Origin of the sequence: Microbacterium sp. NPDC091382 (genome assembly GCF_044757025.1) — a bacterium.
Taxonomy (GTDB): Bacteria; Actinomycetota; Actinomycetes; order Actinomycetales; family Microbacteriaceae; genus Microbacterium.
In genome coordinates this window covers 713,152-729,190 of record NZ_JBIVUD010000001.1, presented here as the reverse complement: position 1 = coordinate 729,190, position 16,039 = coordinate 713,152, and the positions used below count along the sequence as shown (strand labels likewise).

Sequence of the window (16,039 nt, the reverse complement as noted above, 5' to 3'; positions counted from 1 at the left end):
TCAGGACGTCGCGCAGATGCGGAGCGGGTCGCTCGTCGAGCCGTTCTCGCGGCGCACGCTGACGTCGATGCAGACCTGCGTGTCGTTGCCCAGGGAGACCGTGACGCTCGTCTCGGGCACGTTCGCGGCCGTCGCCTCGCCGCCGTCGAGTCGGACCTGCTGCCACAGGTAGGTGTCGCCCTCCTGCGGATCGGGGTTGATCCACCGGAACGTCGCCTTGCCCCCGGCCACCGAGCTCTCACCCTCGGTGGGCGGCGCGATGTACTCCGAGACCGGGTCCTGGGGGATCGGTGCGGCCGAGGGCGACGTCGACGGTGCCGCCTCGTCGGCGGGCGGCGTCAGCAGCGACGCGACGATGACCGCCCCCACCACCACGATGGCGACCACCGCCGCGGCGATCAGTCCGATCCACAGCCCCTTGCGGGACGGCGCCGGAGCGGAGGGTGTGACAGCGGGCGGAGCCGTCGTCTGGGGCGACCCGGTGTCCATCGGCGGGACCGGCGCCGTCGGCGCCGTGGCTGCGGGGATGCGCTGGGGTCCCCGCACGATCGTCCCCTCGTCCGCCGCGGTGGTGACCGGAGCCGACGGCGGGATCGCGGTCGGCGGGCGCAGCATGGTCGCGTCCGAGCCGGTGTTCGTTCCCGTGTCGGCAGGAGCCCAGGCCGACGTGTCACGGCGAGCCGTGGCATCCATCCCTGCGGCGAGTCCACCCGCGAGAGCGGAACGCTCCCAGGTGGGCCCCGCGGCCGGAGCCGTGTGCGGATCGATGCTGACGATGCCGCGGACGCGGGTGAGCTCGCCGTCCTCCTCCTCGTCCTCGACAGGAGGGGCGTCGTCGAGGATGTCGATCGGGGTGACGGAGTGCGCCAGTTCGATCTGCACCTTCTGCAGCGCGCGAGCGAAGGCCACGGCGGACTCGTATCGGTCGCCGGGCCGCTTCGCCATCGAGCGTTCCAGCACGTGGAACAGGGACGCAGGCACGTCCGCGCGCTCGAGGCGCGCGAGCGGCTCGGACTCGATCCGGCGGATCAGGTCCGCACCGCCGTTGCGGCCTCCGGGGACCTCGAACGGAGACCGACCCGCGAGCAGGTTGTAGACGGTGGCGCCCAGGGCCCAGACGTCCGAGCGCACGGTGAAGTCCGGCGCGTCGGCGAACGACTCCGGCGGGGACCACGGGATCGACATCCCCGCCGAGGGGTCGGTCCCCTCCGCGGTCGTCGCGATGCCGAAGTCGGTGAGCGCGGGGCGGTTGTACTCCGTGACGAGGATGTTCGCCGGCTTGATGTCGCGGTGGAGGATGCCGGCTCGGTGGGCCGTCTCGACGGCGGCGGCGACCTGGATGCCGACGCGCAGCGACTCCGCGACCGAGATGGGCGCCGACCGGGCCCGGACTTGCAGGTTCGGCTTGGAGCAGTACTCCATCACGAGGTACGACCGGCCGTCGTCCGAGACGCCGGCCTGGTAGATCGTGACGATGGCGGGATGCGTCGACAGCATCGCCATGACGTTGGCTTCGGCCTGGAACTGCTCGGCCACGCCGCTGGTCATCTTGTCTGCGAGGAGGACCTTGACCGCGACCCGACGCCGCGGCAGCGCCTGCTCGTACAGGTAGACGTCGGCGAAGCCCCCGGATCCGAGGACCTGGACGTACGAGAAGCCGGGGAGTTGGGGCGGCGGTGCGGGCGCGCGCTTGGAGCTCACGGAAGATCCTCGAAGGTGAGGGTGACGCCGTCACCGAGATCGAGCACATCGGCGTCGATCACCATGGTCGGCTCGTTCGGATGCAGGCGGACGGGGTCGTGACCGCCGCGCAGGAGCACGGTGCCGTTCGTGCTCGCGAGGTCGACGGCGAGCACGTGCTCACCCTCGGCTCGGATCTCCACGTGGTTGCGGGAGATGTCGTGCTGCGGCCCGTCGACCGCCACGAGCGTGGGGAGGTCGTTCTCGGCCGGCCGCGTGGAACGGGGACGGCGCCCGACGATGACGGTGCGCTCGAGCTCGACCACACGCCCGTCGGCGAGGCGGATGCGTCCGCGAGAGGGGCTGCGCGGCGGCACGTCCTCGATCGGGTCGTACGAGGCGGATGCCGCGCGCATCGCGCGGGCCTCGGCGACCGACACCGTCGCGCCGTCATGATCGCCGAGAGACTCGGCGCCGGTCGTCTCGTCCGGCAGGGGCGGCATCGGCGGTACGGGCGGCGCCGGGTGCGGCGGGACGAACGGCGGGAGGGCGGGCACGGGCGCCGTGCCCTTCGCGGCTGTGCGCGGGCTCACGATGGTCGCACCCATCTCCGGGTCGTCGTGGACGCCGGAGATGGTCTCGGAGTGGTCCGCGGGGCTGTGCGACTCGGGCTCGGACGACGGCGTCGACACCGGCGATCCGCCGAGAGTGTTCAGGGGCGGCACGCCGGTGACGAGACCGGGCGGGGACGAGGCGACCTCGGAGTCACTCGCTCGAGCGCGCGGCGAGGCGATGGTCTCGCCGAGATCGTCCGCGTCAGCGGCGTCCGGGGCAGCGGCGTCCGGGGCAGCGGACTCGGGGGCAGCGGATTCGGGGGCGGAGGGCGATTCGGGGGCAGCGGGCTCGGGGGCGGAGGGCGACCCGGGAGTCGAGGGCGGCTGCGCTGCGGACGTGGGCTCCGACGGGGCTGCCGGCTGCCGGCCGGCGATGGGCTCTGACTCGGCCGCAGGCTCCGGCTCAGGTGCGGACTCGGGCTCGGGCTCGGGCACGACCGCAGGCTCAGGCGCGGGCTCCAGCACGGCCGCAACGGCAGCAGCGGACGCCGACGGCACCGCGACGGCGGCGGGCGTGGACGCGTCGCCTCCCGTCAGGTCGAAGACGACCTCGGCCGCGAGCACCACTCCCGATCCGATCGGCAGCAGGTCGGCATCCGTCCCCCTCCCGAGGTCGACGCTCACGCGGCGGACGCCGGGCAGGAATCGCTCGGTCCAGGTGGCGACGCCGGCTCCCGAGATCGCGTCGGTGCCGTCGGCCGTCTCGACGACGAGTGTCACCGGGCCGCGGACGGCGACGCGAACGCCGTCGCCTTCCGCGACCGCGAGACCGAACGGCGGGATCGCCGCGAGGGAGGTCCCGAACGCACCGGTGAGCGACTCGAGCACGGCACCGATGCCGCCGCTGTCCAGCCGACGCCAGACGCCCTCGACCGCGTGCGGGGTGACCGCGGGAGGCAGGACGGCGAGCGCGGATCCGGTCACGGCCGCACGCCACGCCTCGGCGTTGCCGTCGGGCCGGTATCGCACAGAGCGCATCAGGCGTCTCCTCCTGCCGCTGCACGCGGCCGTGTGTCCTCGTCGGCATGCGACACGCCCCCGGCAGGCGACGTGTCGTACGCATCATCATCCTGCCCTGACACGCGGACGGCATCGACCACGACAGCCGTGATGTTGTCGCGCCCGCCGTGGAGCATCGCCTCGTGCACGAGGCGGGTCGCCGCTTCGCCGGGGTCGCTGACGTCCCGCAGGATGCCGCTGATCCGCTCCTCGGGAACCTCACCCGACAGGCCGTCCGAGCAGATGAGCATGCGGTCTCCGGGCTCGGCCGCGACGAGCCAGAAGTCGGCCTCTCCGCCGCTTCCCGCGCCGATCGCCCGGGTGATCTCGTTGCGGCGGGAGTCGCGGGAGGCGGCGTCGCCGGTCAGCTCACCCGCGTCGATCAACTCCTGGACGACGGAGTGGTCGACGCTGATCTGCTCGAGCTCGCCCTCGGCGTATCTGTATGTGCGCGAGTCGCCGACATTGATCGCGAGCCAGTAGCCGTGTCCGCCGACCTCGGTGACCCCGACGCCGGTGAGCGTCGTCCCGGCCGCACGTCCTTCATGGCTGATGCGGAGCACGGCGGCACGCGCGCGGGCGAGCGCATCCCGCATCCCCTCGATGCCGACGGACTCGAGGCCGACGAGGGTGCGGAACTCGGCGACGACGGCGGAGCTCGCGGCAGCGCCCGCATCGTGGCCGCCCATACCGTCGGCGACCAGGAACAGCGGATACTCCGCGAGGTGGGAATCCTCATTGACTCGTCGCCGCAGACCCGGATGCGTCGCCGCCCCGACCTCCACCTCGATCGCGCTCATCGGGCGCTCTCCACGGTGAGGCGTCGATCGCCCAGTTCGAGGACGTCGCCCGACCAGATGCGCGCGGACTCGCCGGGGACGAGCCGCTGCGGCTGACCGCCGCGGACGATGACGACACCGTTCAGCGAGTGCCGGTCGACGACCCAGGACCCGGCCGCATCGACGCCGATCTCGAAATGGGTCTTCGACATGGAGAGGGTCTCGTCCCGCACGGCGACGCTGCGCCGACCATCCTGCTGCCCCGGGCCGCGTCCGAAGAGACTCGGCTCGTAGACGTTGTGGCGAGTGCCGTCATCCCACCGGAGGATCGCGATGACCGGCGGGTTCGCGTGCTCCACTGCCCCGGGCTGGGCCTCGCGGTGTGGAACGCCCGGGACCGTCGAGATGACGTCGACAGGCAGGGTCCGCGGGATGCGTCGGTTCGCCGGAGGGGATGCCGGGGCCCAGGCGGGTGCGCGCAGAGCCGCGCCCCGCGGAGCGAGATCGGCAGGAGCGGGGGCGACCACGGGGGCGAGCGCGGGCGTGCTCACGGGAACGGACGCGACCGCGAGCGACGGCTCCGGCGCGGGAGCCGCCGACGGTGCGACGACCGGTGACGGTGCGACGACCGGTGGCGATGCGACGACCGGCGCCGAGGCGACCATCGGCGCGGAGGACGGCACCGTCGCGACCCGCTCACGCCCTCCGACGCGGGAGGACTCGACCACGACCGCTCCGGAGGCGATGTCGTGCCATCCGCGCCGCCACCGCGACGCATCGAAAAGGGGCGAGAACACCCCGACGATGACGCTGCCGGTCAGACCCCAGATCAGGTTGCGTCCCAGCGCGCGTCCGAAACCGAGGTCGGCGTCGTCCGCGGCGTGGGCGAGCCGGATACCGAAGAGTCTCATGCCGAGGGAGCCCCGTCCGCCCTGCATCGCGGTGTGGACCAGGAACCACGCGATCGACGCGAGGGCGACCGCGGGAGCGAGCGAGAGAAGCACCACCCGGCTGCCTGCGAGGACGGATGCGGTCGCGACTACACCCGATACGAGCGCGATGACGACGCCCGCGATCACGGAGTCGATGACGACGGCGAGGATGCGGTGAGGCATCGTCGCCGGGTGACGCTCGTTCATCTCCGACGCATCCGAGCCATCGCCGAGAGACTCGCCCACAGGTTCTTCCGGTCGCGTCGCAGCGATCGCAGACTCAATCGCGCCCGCAGCCGCTGCCAGAACGTCGCGCCGCCGGCCATGCCCGCGACGATCTCGTCCACCTCGCGCCAGAAGGCGTCGACGTCCTCGGGGCTGGGGTCGCCGGGCCCGTAGACGTCGGCGTCGGCGCGATGCGCGAGCGTGGTGACCCGGGCGCCGTCGAAGCTCTCGCCGACGACCGCGGCGCTCTCGGCACGCGTCGCGCCCGGGGGCACGCTGATGCGGTAGTCCACGGCGCGGTCGACGAGCTCGTCCCATCCGCCCGACACGCGGTCCGCGGTCCGCTCCGCGTGCAGTCGGCGCGTGCGCCGTGCGGCCTTGATCCCACCGATGACGAGGAAGGGCGACAGGAGCAGGAGGATGCCGCCGAGGCCGACACCCGTCCATAGCAGAGCGGACAGCAGCCATCCCAGATCGGACTCGGGCTGTTCGTCCTGATCGCGCTCCTCCGCCAGGGCGGGCGGGAGCTCGGCGGGCTCCTGCGCAGGCGGAGGCGGCTGCAGCACCTGCGGCTTGGGGTTCGCCCGCGGCTTCGTGTTCTGCTGGCTCGGCTCGTTGTCCTCGTCGGGGGTGGGGTCGAACGGCACCCACCCGACACCCTCGAATGCGATCTCCACCCACGCGTGGATGTTCTCGCCCGTCGCGGTGAAGACGCCACCGGCATCCTTCTCGCCCTGGTCGGGATGCCAGCCCATCACGACGCGCGCGGGCATACCGAGCTGGGTCGCCATGAGCGCCATGGTCACGGCGTACTGCTCGTCGTCGCCAATCATCTGCTCGTTAGAGACGAGCATCGAGATCCGCGCGGCACCGTGGCCCGACGGCGAGTACACGTCGCTGGCGAGGCCGTGGCTGAAGTATCCGTCGGTCTTCAGGTACGTCTCGAGCGCGCGCGCCCGATCGATGGGCGTCTCGGCGTCCTCGGTGGCGTCCGACGCGATCTCGCTGAGAGCCTGCGGGATGCCGGACTGCTTGGGCATCTTCAGCGAGGCGAAGGGCGTGTCCGCGAGCTGCTCGTCCTTGATGACCGGGGGGACGACGGTGTCGATCGTGTACGCGTCGCCCGAGCGGACACCCGCCGTGGTGACGGCCGTGCCGGTTCCGTCGTTGAAGTGCGCGCCCCGTCGCAGATCGGTCGCACGGGACCCGGCGAAATCGAACTCGCGGGCGGCGCCCACGGTGGGCAGCCAGACGCCCGAGAGGTTCTCGATGTCGACGCGCACCGTCGTCTCGGTGCCGGTCACCTCGGGGGACATATTCGAGCGGATCGAGGTGAAGGCGCTCGACGATCCCGCGCCGTCCTCGGCGACGTTGTAGACGACTCCGTCGTAGGAGTCCATCGTCGCCAGGCGCACCCGGCCGTCCTTCGGCAGGCCCGAGACGGTGAACAGCGGGTCGGTCGTGTAGTCGCGGACGTACTTGCGCCAGGCCTGCAGCGGACTCGCGTAATCGCGGATGTCGAAGGGCGGGACGACGAAATCCCGCAGGATGTAGCGCTGCGTCGGGGGCGCGGCCGTCGCCGCGACCGCGGCACCCGCGCCCGTCGCGAGAGCAAGGACGACACCACCCGAGATGAGCCGACGCAGCCGCGCGGCGCGCGAGGCATCCGCTCCCGGCGTCGCCGCTTCGACAGCGGGGCGCTCCGGGCTCCACATCGTGCGCAGGGCGAGCCAGACGACCGCGACGACGGTGAACATGACACCCTGGACGATCGGGACGATGGCCTGCGCCGTCCCGAGGAGGATCTCACCCGCGATGTACAGGGACGCGGGGATCAGCGCCCAGGCCGCGCGCTGCAGTCGGAGCGCGAGCGAGGCGGTCAGCACCGACGCGACGAGCGTCATGAGGAACGGCACGATGAGGTGACCGTCGCCGGGGTCGACGGGCGGCACCGTCGTGAGCAGGTCCTTCCACGAGGTCACGACGCCGACCGCGAGCTGCCGCCACGTCTCGAGCGTCGGAACGACCCCGAGGAACGTGGTCCGGGGCAGGGCGAGCGCGCCGCCGAAGAGGAAGTAGACCGCGATCGTCGCACCCGTGAGGGTGAGCACCCCCCAGCGCCAGCGAGCCCCGACCCACGCGAGCACGAGCCCCAGCAGGAGCGCACCGATCGCGGCGACGAGGTACGACGCCCCGTCGAAGGTGGCGGCGAAGCCGATGATGCCCACAGCCAGGAGGAGGATCACGGCGCCGACGTCGGCGACGACACGGCGCCAGGTCATGCCCGGGAGCATCAGGGAGGCGAGACGATTCACGAGAGGACCTTGCGGAGGGCGTTCGGGAGCTGGTCGAGGTGGCCGAGAGCGACGACGTCGGCGTCGCCCACGCGGCGCAGCTCAGGCGAGTCGAGACGGCCGTCCGCGATCACCGCGATGGTGCGCACACCGAACGGCACACGCGAGCAGGCCAATCGGATCTGGCCCGCGTCGACCGTGGACCCGCAGATGAGGACGGCCACGGCGGCATCCGGCGAATGGGCGGCGAGGATGCCGGCGAGCGCGACGATGCCGCCGTCGCGGGGCTTGGTGGTCTCGAGCGCAGACAGCGAGTCGAGGAACCGGCGGCCGGTCTCGGCGCGGATCTTGCCCTCGGACGTGCGCACGTCGAGGGAACGCGAATCACGGAGCGCACGAAGACCGACGGAGCCGGTGACGGAGATCGCCGTCTCGAATTCCTCGGCGTCCCGGTACTCGCCCGGGTGCGTCGACAGCGCGACGACGAAGTGGGACCTGCGGGTCTGCTCGTACTCGCGGACCATGAGCGTGCCCGTGCGCGCCGTGGACTTCCAGTGGACGTGCCGGAGGTCGTCGCCCGGCTGGTAGTCGCGCAGGGCGTGGAACGACACGTCGTCGCGGGCCAGGTGCTGGTCGGGAAGTCCCTCGAGGTCGCGCATCTGGCCCAGCGAGAGGCCCTCGAGCGGAAGGGTCCGCGGGTGGACGAACAGATCGACCGCCTGACGGCGATCGTGCGTGCGCTCGAACAGGCCCAGCGGGTCCCCCCGGAGCACGCTCACGGGGCCTACGGACAGGACCGACCTGTGCGTCGTGGGGATCGCGAAGAGTTCCTCGTGCTCGCCGCCCGCCGGCAGACGCGGCACCTGGAAGACGCCGCGTCCTGATCCGACCGGCAGCACGATCTCGGACGGCAGCAGAGCGCGGGAGGTGCGGTTGGCCAGTGTGAGTGCGCCGACGGCCCGCTCCCCCACCACGACGCGGGTGCGCGTCAGGTCGAGGTCCACGTCGTACGCCGTGCGCCCGAACAGGAAGGCGACGCATAGAAGTGCGAGGACCGTGGCCACGATGGCGGCGACGAACGCCTCCTGCCAGCCGAGCGTGAGAGCGGTCACCCACAGGACGATCGCGACGGCGATCACGACCCAGCCGGTGACCTGGATCACCCCGGCGACGACGGCGATCTGCGCGCCGGCACGCCGCCCCCACACCGCAGCGCCTTCGCGCAGCCTCTCGAGGGTCGTCGCCTGTCGCGGCGCGAATGCGGGAGCGTCGTCGGCGGTGTCGGCGGGCGCGCCGGAGGGGCCGGGCGCGTCCGGCGCGGCGACCGTCTCCGGCGTCATCGTCATCAGGCCGACGCCCTCGCGAGGGGCGCCTCGACCTGCGTGAGGGCACGTTCGATGACCGACTCGGACGTCGTGCCCGAGAACTCGGCCTCGGGGTCGAGGACGAGGCGGTGGGTCCATACCGGAGCCGCGAGAGCCTTGACGTCGTCGGGGATGACGTAGTGACGACCTTGGGATGCCGCGACGACGCGTGCGATGCGCATCATCGAGATCGCGCCACGGACCGAGACGCCGAGCTTGGTGGCATCCGACTCGCGCGTCGCTTCGACCAACTGCGCCGCGTAGCGGGCCACGGCCGGGTCGACGTGGACGGTGGCGGCGAGGTCGGCCATGTCGGCGACGGCCTTCGTCGTGATGACCGGGCTGAGCTTCGACGACGGGTTGCGCTCGACGTCCCCGGCGAGGATCCGCTCCGCCACGGCGAGCGAGGGGTAACCGATGGAGGTCTTGATCATGAAGCGGTCGAGCTGCGCCTCGGGAAGCTTGTACGTACCCGCCTGCTCGATCGGGTTCTGCGTGGCGATGACGAGGAACGGGCGACCCACCTCGTGCGCGACACCGTCGACCGTCACCCGCGACTCCTCCATCACTTCCAGCAGGGCCGACTGCGTCTTCGGCGAGGCGCGGTTGATCTCGTCGGCGAGGACGATCGAAGAGAAGACGGGTCCCTTGTGGAACTCGAACTTGTGGTTCTGCTGGTCGTAGATCGTGACACCGGTGACGTCGGAGGGCAGCAGGTCGGGCGTGAACTGGATGCGGGTGGACGTTCCCTGCACGCTCGCGGCGAGCGCCTTCGCGAGGCTGGTCTTGCCCGTACCGGGAGCGTCCTCGAGGAGGACGTGGCCCTCGGCGAGCATCGCGGCCAGTACGAGGCCCACGATCTCGCGCTTGCCCATCAGGGCCTGGTCGACGTTGTCGACGAGGCGCGTGAAGGTGTCACGGAACCAGGCCGCCTGTTCGGGGGTCATGCTCATTCGTTCAGTCCTTGCTCTCGAAAACTCTTCACCGACTCATCCACGTGGCCACCACTGCTTCTCCGTATCGACGGCACCACCCCAACCCTGGATGTCCACCCAGACGTCGTAGCCGTCGGCACCGAGCCAGCACTCGATCTGCTTCGAGCCGTTGGCCGGGAGGTCGTAGGCATAGGCGTTGTTGCTGACGTTGCCGCTGCCGCCGCTGTACTTGCAGGCGACGTTGTACCGGCCGGCCGGGAAGTCCCGGGTGTTGACGACGAACTTGTAGCAGCCGTTGGCACAGCTCTGCGGAGCGCGATCTCCACGCGTGACCCACACCCGGGGCTGCGGCGGCGGCGGCGCATCCACGCTGCGCGCACTCGCCTGGGCGGTCGTGGTCGCGCTCCCGTCCGCGCTGGTGCGGACCTCGATGGTGCGCGTCGTGCTGTAGTCCACGCGGTAGTCCTCCGTGCCGGACGCGGCGACCTTGCGCCACCCGTTGCCGTCGCCGGTGCGGATCTCCGTCGTGACCGGACGGCCGTTCGCGGCAGGCGAGGACCAGCTCATTCTGATGGTCCTGCCGTCGCCGACGGTCGATGCGCTCGCAGACGGGTTCCCAATCTGACCGTAGGGCCGGACCTGGTTGGATGCCGCCGACGCCGCACCCTCGTAGGTCGTCCCGTCGGCGGTCGCCACGGCGCGGATCTGCACCGTGTAAGCGCCGTTGTTGTTCACGACGCCGTTGCCGATCGTGCCCGACGTGCCGGAGCCGCCACCGGAGACCCAGTCCGCACGCCAGCCGCCGCCGTTGACGTTGTACTGGTACTGGATCTCGCTCGCGCTGGCGCCGTTCGATGCGCCCGGCTGCCACTGGACGGTGACCCGGTTGTCACCCTCGCGAGCCGACACGCCGGTCGGCGCGCCCGGGGGCGTGAAGGCACGACGCGGCGCCGACTGCGCGCTCCACTCCGCCCATCCGGCCTTGTTGCGCGCACGGACGCTGTACGTGTAGTCGGTCTCGGACGTGTCGACGACGACCGCCTGGCTGGTCTCGCCTGCAGAGATCGACAGCGTGTCGACGACGTTGCCGCCGCGGATGACACGGAGCTCGTACCCCGAGATCGCGTCGCCGTTGTCGGCCGGCGCGTTCCACGAGACGCGCATCTGCGCGCGATTGCCCACCGGCTCCATGCGCGCCACGGTGGGCGCGGCGGCAGCCGACGGCGGCGCCGCCGGGATCTCGCCGGCGGACCACTGCGAGAAGTCGGACGGCTCCGGCGCCCGGTTGTGGGCGCGGACGCGGACCTGGTACTCGGTGCCGTTCTGCAGGCCGTCCCACGTCACGCGCGTCGCGGCGATACCGGTCTTCTGCGCGACACCGGACGGCGGCGCCGGCGAGATCTCGAGCGTGTAGCTCTCCACCGGGGACCCTTCGGTGCGCGGCGCCGTCCAGCTGACGTCGAGGCTGCGGTCGCCGAACTTGAGGGTCGGCGGGGCGGGCTGATCGGGCCGCACGTCGGGCCGAGCGGTCTCGGACGGGACCGACGGGTCGGACTCGCCGACGCTGTTGGTCGCGGTCACGACGAAGTTGTACTCGACGTTGTTCGTCAGGCCGTCGAGGGTGCACGTCGTCGACGGGCAGTCGCGCGTGTAGCCGCCGGCGGTCGAGGTGACCGTGTACTTCTCGATCCGGCGTCCGTTGTCGACCGGGGGCGTCCAGCTGAGCACCACGGTTCGGCTCTCGACCGTCGTGACCGTCGGCTTGCCGGGGGCATCGGGGCGTCCCTGGACGGTGATGCGGATGCGGCCATCGACACGCCGATCGGGGTCGCCCGTGGCATCCTGCACCGTGTAACGGACCACCACGTTGCCGACGAAGTCCTTGTCGGTGGTGACACGGACCGTCCCGCCGGACTGATCCACGCTCGTCACGTCGCCGGTCTCGATCTGGGTGTTGACGATCTCGAGCGGCTTCTCGGGGAAGGGGTTGACGTCGTTCTTCAGGACGTCGATCGACACGGTCTCACCCTGATCGGCCTGGGCGACGACGTCGTCGTTCACCGACGGGAGCTCGCGAGTCGAGGCCGTCACCGTCACCTGGATGGTGGCCTCGACCGGTTCGGTCTGGCCGTCGGTGGCGCGCACCGTGAGCGAGAACCGCGTGCCCTTCTGGACATCCGCCTGCGCGGACACACGCAGGGTCTGACCGTCGATCGAGGCGTCGACTCCGGCGGGCGCGTCGGACGCGAGCGAGAACTGCAGCTTCTCCATGTCACCCGGGTCGGGGTCGGAGGCCAGCTCGCGCAGGCCGAGAGTCGTCGGGTCCTCTCCCGGTGCGACGGAGATCGACGCGCCCGTCATGGTCGGCGGAACGTTGTCGGGCGGAAGAACCGTGATCGGGATCGAAAGGGTCGACTTGCGCCCCTCCGGGTCGTCTGGACCGTTGCCGTCGGTGACCTCGAAGGTGAGGGCGTCGGAGCCGAAGTAGCGCTCCGCCGACGTGTAGGTCAGCGTCGACTCGTCCTTGACGAGGTTCGCACCGTTGCTGTGCGCCGCGGCGACCTTCTCGGCCTCGGTGATGACGACATCGCCGCCGCCGGAGGCGCGGACGTATTCGGACAGCGGCAGGTCGATCGTCTCGCCGCTCTTGACCGTCACGGGCTCGGTGGAGATGAGCGTCGGGGGCAGGTCCTGGAACGACGGTACGTGGATGAACGCCGCCGCGACCTGGTCGTCCTCGTCGGTGACGAAGTAGGTGATGAGCTGGCGGTCGTCGGTGATCTTCAGACTGACCCTGCCACCCGAGCCGACGCGGGCGTTCTCGCCGCCGGCACCGAGCGACACTCTCAGCGCGGACCGCGTGCCGTCGGGATCGTCGTCGTTCGCCAGCACGTCGACGACGGCGCTGCCGTCCTCCTCGACCTGCTCGGGGAGGACGCGGTCGTCGCGTGCGATGGGGCGGGCGAGGGGAACGTCGGGGTCGACCGTGATCTGCACGGAGGTCGTCGCGCTCAGGCCGCGCTCGTCGGCGATCGTGTAGAGCACGCTCGTCTGCATCGGCTCGTCGGGGGCGGTGATCAGCAGCTGCTGCCCCGAGACCTTCGCGCCGAGACCCGGGACGTCCGGCACCTGGACGGCGTTCTCGGCGAAGCCGAACTTGTCACCGTCAGGGTCCGAATCGTTCTTCAGGACGTCGACCGCGACGGTGCGCCCCGGGCGCATGGTGATCGTGTCGCGCACGGCGTAGGGAGCCTGATTGGTGCTGGGCGAGGGCGCGATGCCCACCTCGACGGTGGCGGTCGCCTCCTTGCCGAGCGCGTCGCGGACCCGGTACTGGAATCGGTCGACACCCACGGCGTCCTCGAACGCGGTGTAGGTGAAGGAGTCGGCCTCGATCGCCGACACCTGGCCCTTCTTCGGCGCCGAGGCGAGACCGACGAGCTCGACCGAGTCGCCGTCCGCGTCGATGCCGTTCAGGTCGATGGGCACCGTGACGGCGGAATTGCTGAGCGTACGGACGGTCACGTCGCGCGGACGCGGAGCGGCGTTCGCCTTGTCGTCGCGGGGAAGGATGCGGATGGTGACGTAGCCGGCATCCCGCTGCCCGCCCTCGTCGACGACCTCGTAGGTCGCATTGACCGTCTTCGCCTCGGGCCCGGCGCGGAAGCGGAGCGTGTCCTCCGAGACGAACAGGTCGCCGTCGGCTTCGTCGATCAGCGGGGGCACGAGGGTCGGCGAGACATGGATCTCGCTGTTGCTCGGGCTGTAGTCGTTGTCCATCACGGGGATGGTCACGACGTCGCCGGCGCGCACGACGACCTCGTCGTCCCCGGCGATCGGCGGCCGGAGCTTCTCGGGTGCGGGCACCGGGATGACGATGATCTCGCCCTCCGCGGACTGCTCCCCGTTCGAGATCGTGTACGTCAGCCGGACCTGCGTGTCGAGCGAGGCCTGGTCGCTCACGCGCACCGTCTCATGCCCGAGCACGGCTGCAGCGACGCCCGCGTCGTCGTCGACCGAGACGGATTGGACGACCAGGATGCCGCCCTGCGGATCGGTGTCGTTGCCGAGCACGTTGACGAGCACGTCCCCACCGGCCGGGAGGAGCGCGACATCGCGCACCGCGATCGGCGCGGCATCGGCATCCTCCTCGGGCAGGACGTCGATGCGGACGATGCCTGGAGCCGAGTTGGGACCCGCCGAGGCGAGGTAGGTCGCGTAGTAAGTGCCGACCTTGGACGACTGGAACGTGAAGGACTTGTCAGGGTAGTCGCGAGTGACGGTACCGCCCTCGACGTCGTCGACGCGCGTGAGGCGGAGCGGCTCGGAGCCGGTGCTCGTGTCGTTCGTCAGCGGACGGACCATGACCGGACGGTCGGGACGCGTCACGACGTGGTCCGCGTTCGTGACCGGGAGCGTCGTGCCGAGGGGACGGATGTCGAAGCGCGCGACACCGGTGGTGCTCTCGCTTCCGTCCGAGACGGAGATGGCGACGTCCTTGCGCCCCTGGGTGCCGCCGATGGCGCGGTAGGTGATCTGGCCGTCAGGAGTGAATTCGGCCTCATCTCCGCCGTCCGTGGTCACGGACTGGAGGAAGATGTCGTCACCGTCGGGGTCGACCCAGTCGCTGAGGACGTTGTACGAGACGACGCCGTTCGTCTCGACCGTGATGGCCGTCTTGCGCTTCTGCACGGGCGGGGAGTTCTCGGAGAGCGGCTTCACCGTCAGCGAGACCCGGGCGGTGTCCTTTCCGCCGCGGCCGTCCGAGACCTCGTAGGTGAAGTTCGTCGTCCCCGTCGCATCCTCGGGCATGGCGATCTGCAGGGCGGTGCCGTTGTAGATGGGGATGACCTTGCCGGTCGACGGCGGTGTGACGACCTTCGCGACGAGCACGTCGCCGTCGGCGTCGAGGTCGTTCTCGAGCACAGGGAGGACCGTGGTGCGGCCCGGACGGACGCCGTAGCGGTCGTCCTCGGCGATCGGCGGAGTGTTCTGCTCGCTGCGCTCGGGGAGAGTCGTCTGGATCGTCTCCTCGGTCGTCTCCTCCTCTTCCTCGCCCTCGCCCTCGGGAGGCGTGAGGTCCTCCCAGTTGTCGACCTGCTGGAGCGCGTCGCTGGCCATCCACGCGCCGCCTCCGAAGACGTCGTTGAGGACCACGACGTCGCGGTTCACGCGGAAGCGAAGGTCGCTCTTGCCGTCGACACCCTTGATTGTCTTGGTGAGGTCGTTCTCGTCGCCCGCGCAGTCACGGATGAACGCGCCCGTGCCCGACCAGGCGCCGTAGGCGCAGCCGGCGACGTACACGGGCTGGGCAGGGTTTCCTCCGCCGGCGTCGGCATCCGTCACGACCGGGTCGCCGCCGGCGAGCGGGACGCGCACCAGCTGCGTCGGCGTCGCGAGCGTGACGGTGTCGGTGACGTTGGACGGCTGCTGGAGGACGGCCTCCGTGGGGACCTCGGTCTGGAGACCGTCGCTCGAATAGAGCACCGAGGTGGTCCGGTCGAGGACGACGCTGACGCCTCCGACGGCGCTGATCGCGAGCTCGTCGCCCTTGTCGATGCCCTCGAGGTCGCGCTCCGCCGTCTGGACGAAGCTGCCGTCCGCACTGGGGCCGTACGCGAAGAGCTTGCCCTTCGTCGGAGAGACGGCATACACGATGCCGGCGGTGCTGACGGTGACGACCGCGCCCTTGCCGAGTTTCGCGATCGGATCGCCCGCTTCTTTGCCCACCGCGGCGATCGACGTGAACGGCGCCGCGCGGAGTCCTCCGTCAGCGTCCACCGTGGCCACCGTCGGACCGCCGAGAACCGTCGTCGCGCCGGAGGCGAGGTCGGCGCTGTCGGAGAGGACCACGCGGGCGGGGTCGACGGCCGTCGCGGTGTTCTCGGTCTGGTCCGTGACGAGGACGCGATTGCCTGCCTGCTGGATGTCGTAGTCGGGCGAGAGCGTCCGGAGTCCGTTGTCGAGGACCCGGGACTCGTTGTTGAAGTGCCCGACGAGCAGACTCGTCTGCTTCGTCAGCCACACGCCGCCGTCGTTGAGCTCGACCTCGGTCGTCGGCTCGCCGTCGTAGGTGAGGGCCAGGACGCTGATGGCGACGACCGCCGCGGTCACGGCGCTGATGGACGCGAACGTCTTGGGGCGTGATCGCAACCAGCCGAATGACATCATGAGTGCTCTGACTTCCCCCCAGGCAGACGCGCATGCAGTACCGACG

The 16,039-nt window shown here is 70.9% G+C and carries 8 protein-coding genes; all 8 read right to left on the bottom strand.

Annotation, left to right across the window (positions count from 1 at the left end):
• Genes ACIQLK_RS03555 through ACIQLK_RS03520 form a run of 8 tightly spaced genes read right to left on the bottom strand, consistent with a single transcriptional unit; the run spans position 1 to position 15,993 of the window.
• Entirely contained in the window at positions 1–1,701 is a 1,701-nt protein-coding gene (locus tag ACIQLK_RS03555; RefSeq protein ID WP_400362926.1) for a protein kinase, read from the bottom strand.
• A complete protein-coding gene (locus ACIQLK_RS03550; RefSeq protein ID WP_400362925.1) occupies positions 1,698–3,272 on the bottom strand; it encodes an FHA domain-containing protein in 1,575 nt (524 codons plus the stop codon). Before ACIQLK_RS03550 ends, ACIQLK_RS03555 begins: the two co-directional genes overlap by 4 nt.
• Positions 3,272–4,093, bottom strand: a complete 822-nt coding sequence (locus ACIQLK_RS03545; protein ID WP_400362924.1) for a PP2C family protein-serine/threonine phosphatase — start codon at positions 4,091–4,093, stop codon at positions 3,272–3,274. Before ACIQLK_RS03545 ends, ACIQLK_RS03550 begins: the two co-directional genes overlap by 1 nt.
• Positions 4,090–5,211 carry an RDD family protein gene (locus ACIQLK_RS03540; RefSeq protein ID WP_400362923.1) on the bottom strand — a complete coding sequence of 374 codons (1,122 nt, stop codon included), beginning with the start codon at positions 5,209–5,211 and terminating at the stop codon, positions 4,090–4,092. Before ACIQLK_RS03540 ends, ACIQLK_RS03545 begins: the two co-directional genes overlap by 4 nt.
• Entirely contained in the window at positions 5,208–7,511 is a 2,304-nt protein-coding gene (locus ACIQLK_RS03535; protein WP_400362922.1) for a transglutaminaseTgpA domain-containing protein, read from the bottom strand. Before ACIQLK_RS03535 ends, ACIQLK_RS03540 begins: the two co-directional genes overlap by 4 nt.
• 29 nt (positions 7,512–7,540) lie before the next feature.
• The gene (locus ACIQLK_RS03530) at positions 7,541–8,869 is read right to left on the bottom strand and encodes a DUF58 domain-containing protein (protein ID WP_400362921.1); all 1,329 of its coding nucleotides are present in this window, start codon (positions 8,867–8,869) and stop codon (positions 7,541–7,543) included.
• Positions 8,869–9,840 carry an AAA family ATPase gene (locus ACIQLK_RS03525; RefSeq protein WP_400362920.1) on the bottom strand — a complete coding sequence of 324 codons (972 nt, stop codon included), beginning with the start codon at positions 9,838–9,840 and terminating at the stop codon, positions 8,869–8,871. Before ACIQLK_RS03525 ends, ACIQLK_RS03530 begins: the two co-directional genes overlap by 1 nt.
• A 36-nt stretch (positions 9,841–9,876) precedes the next feature.
• Positions 9,877–15,993 carry an Ig-like domain-containing protein gene (locus ACIQLK_RS03520; protein WP_400362919.1) on the bottom strand — a complete coding sequence of 2,039 codons (6,117 nt, stop codon included), beginning with the start codon at positions 15,991–15,993 and terminating at the stop codon, positions 9,877–9,879.
• Between the last annotated feature and the right edge of the window lie 46 nt (positions 15,994–16,039).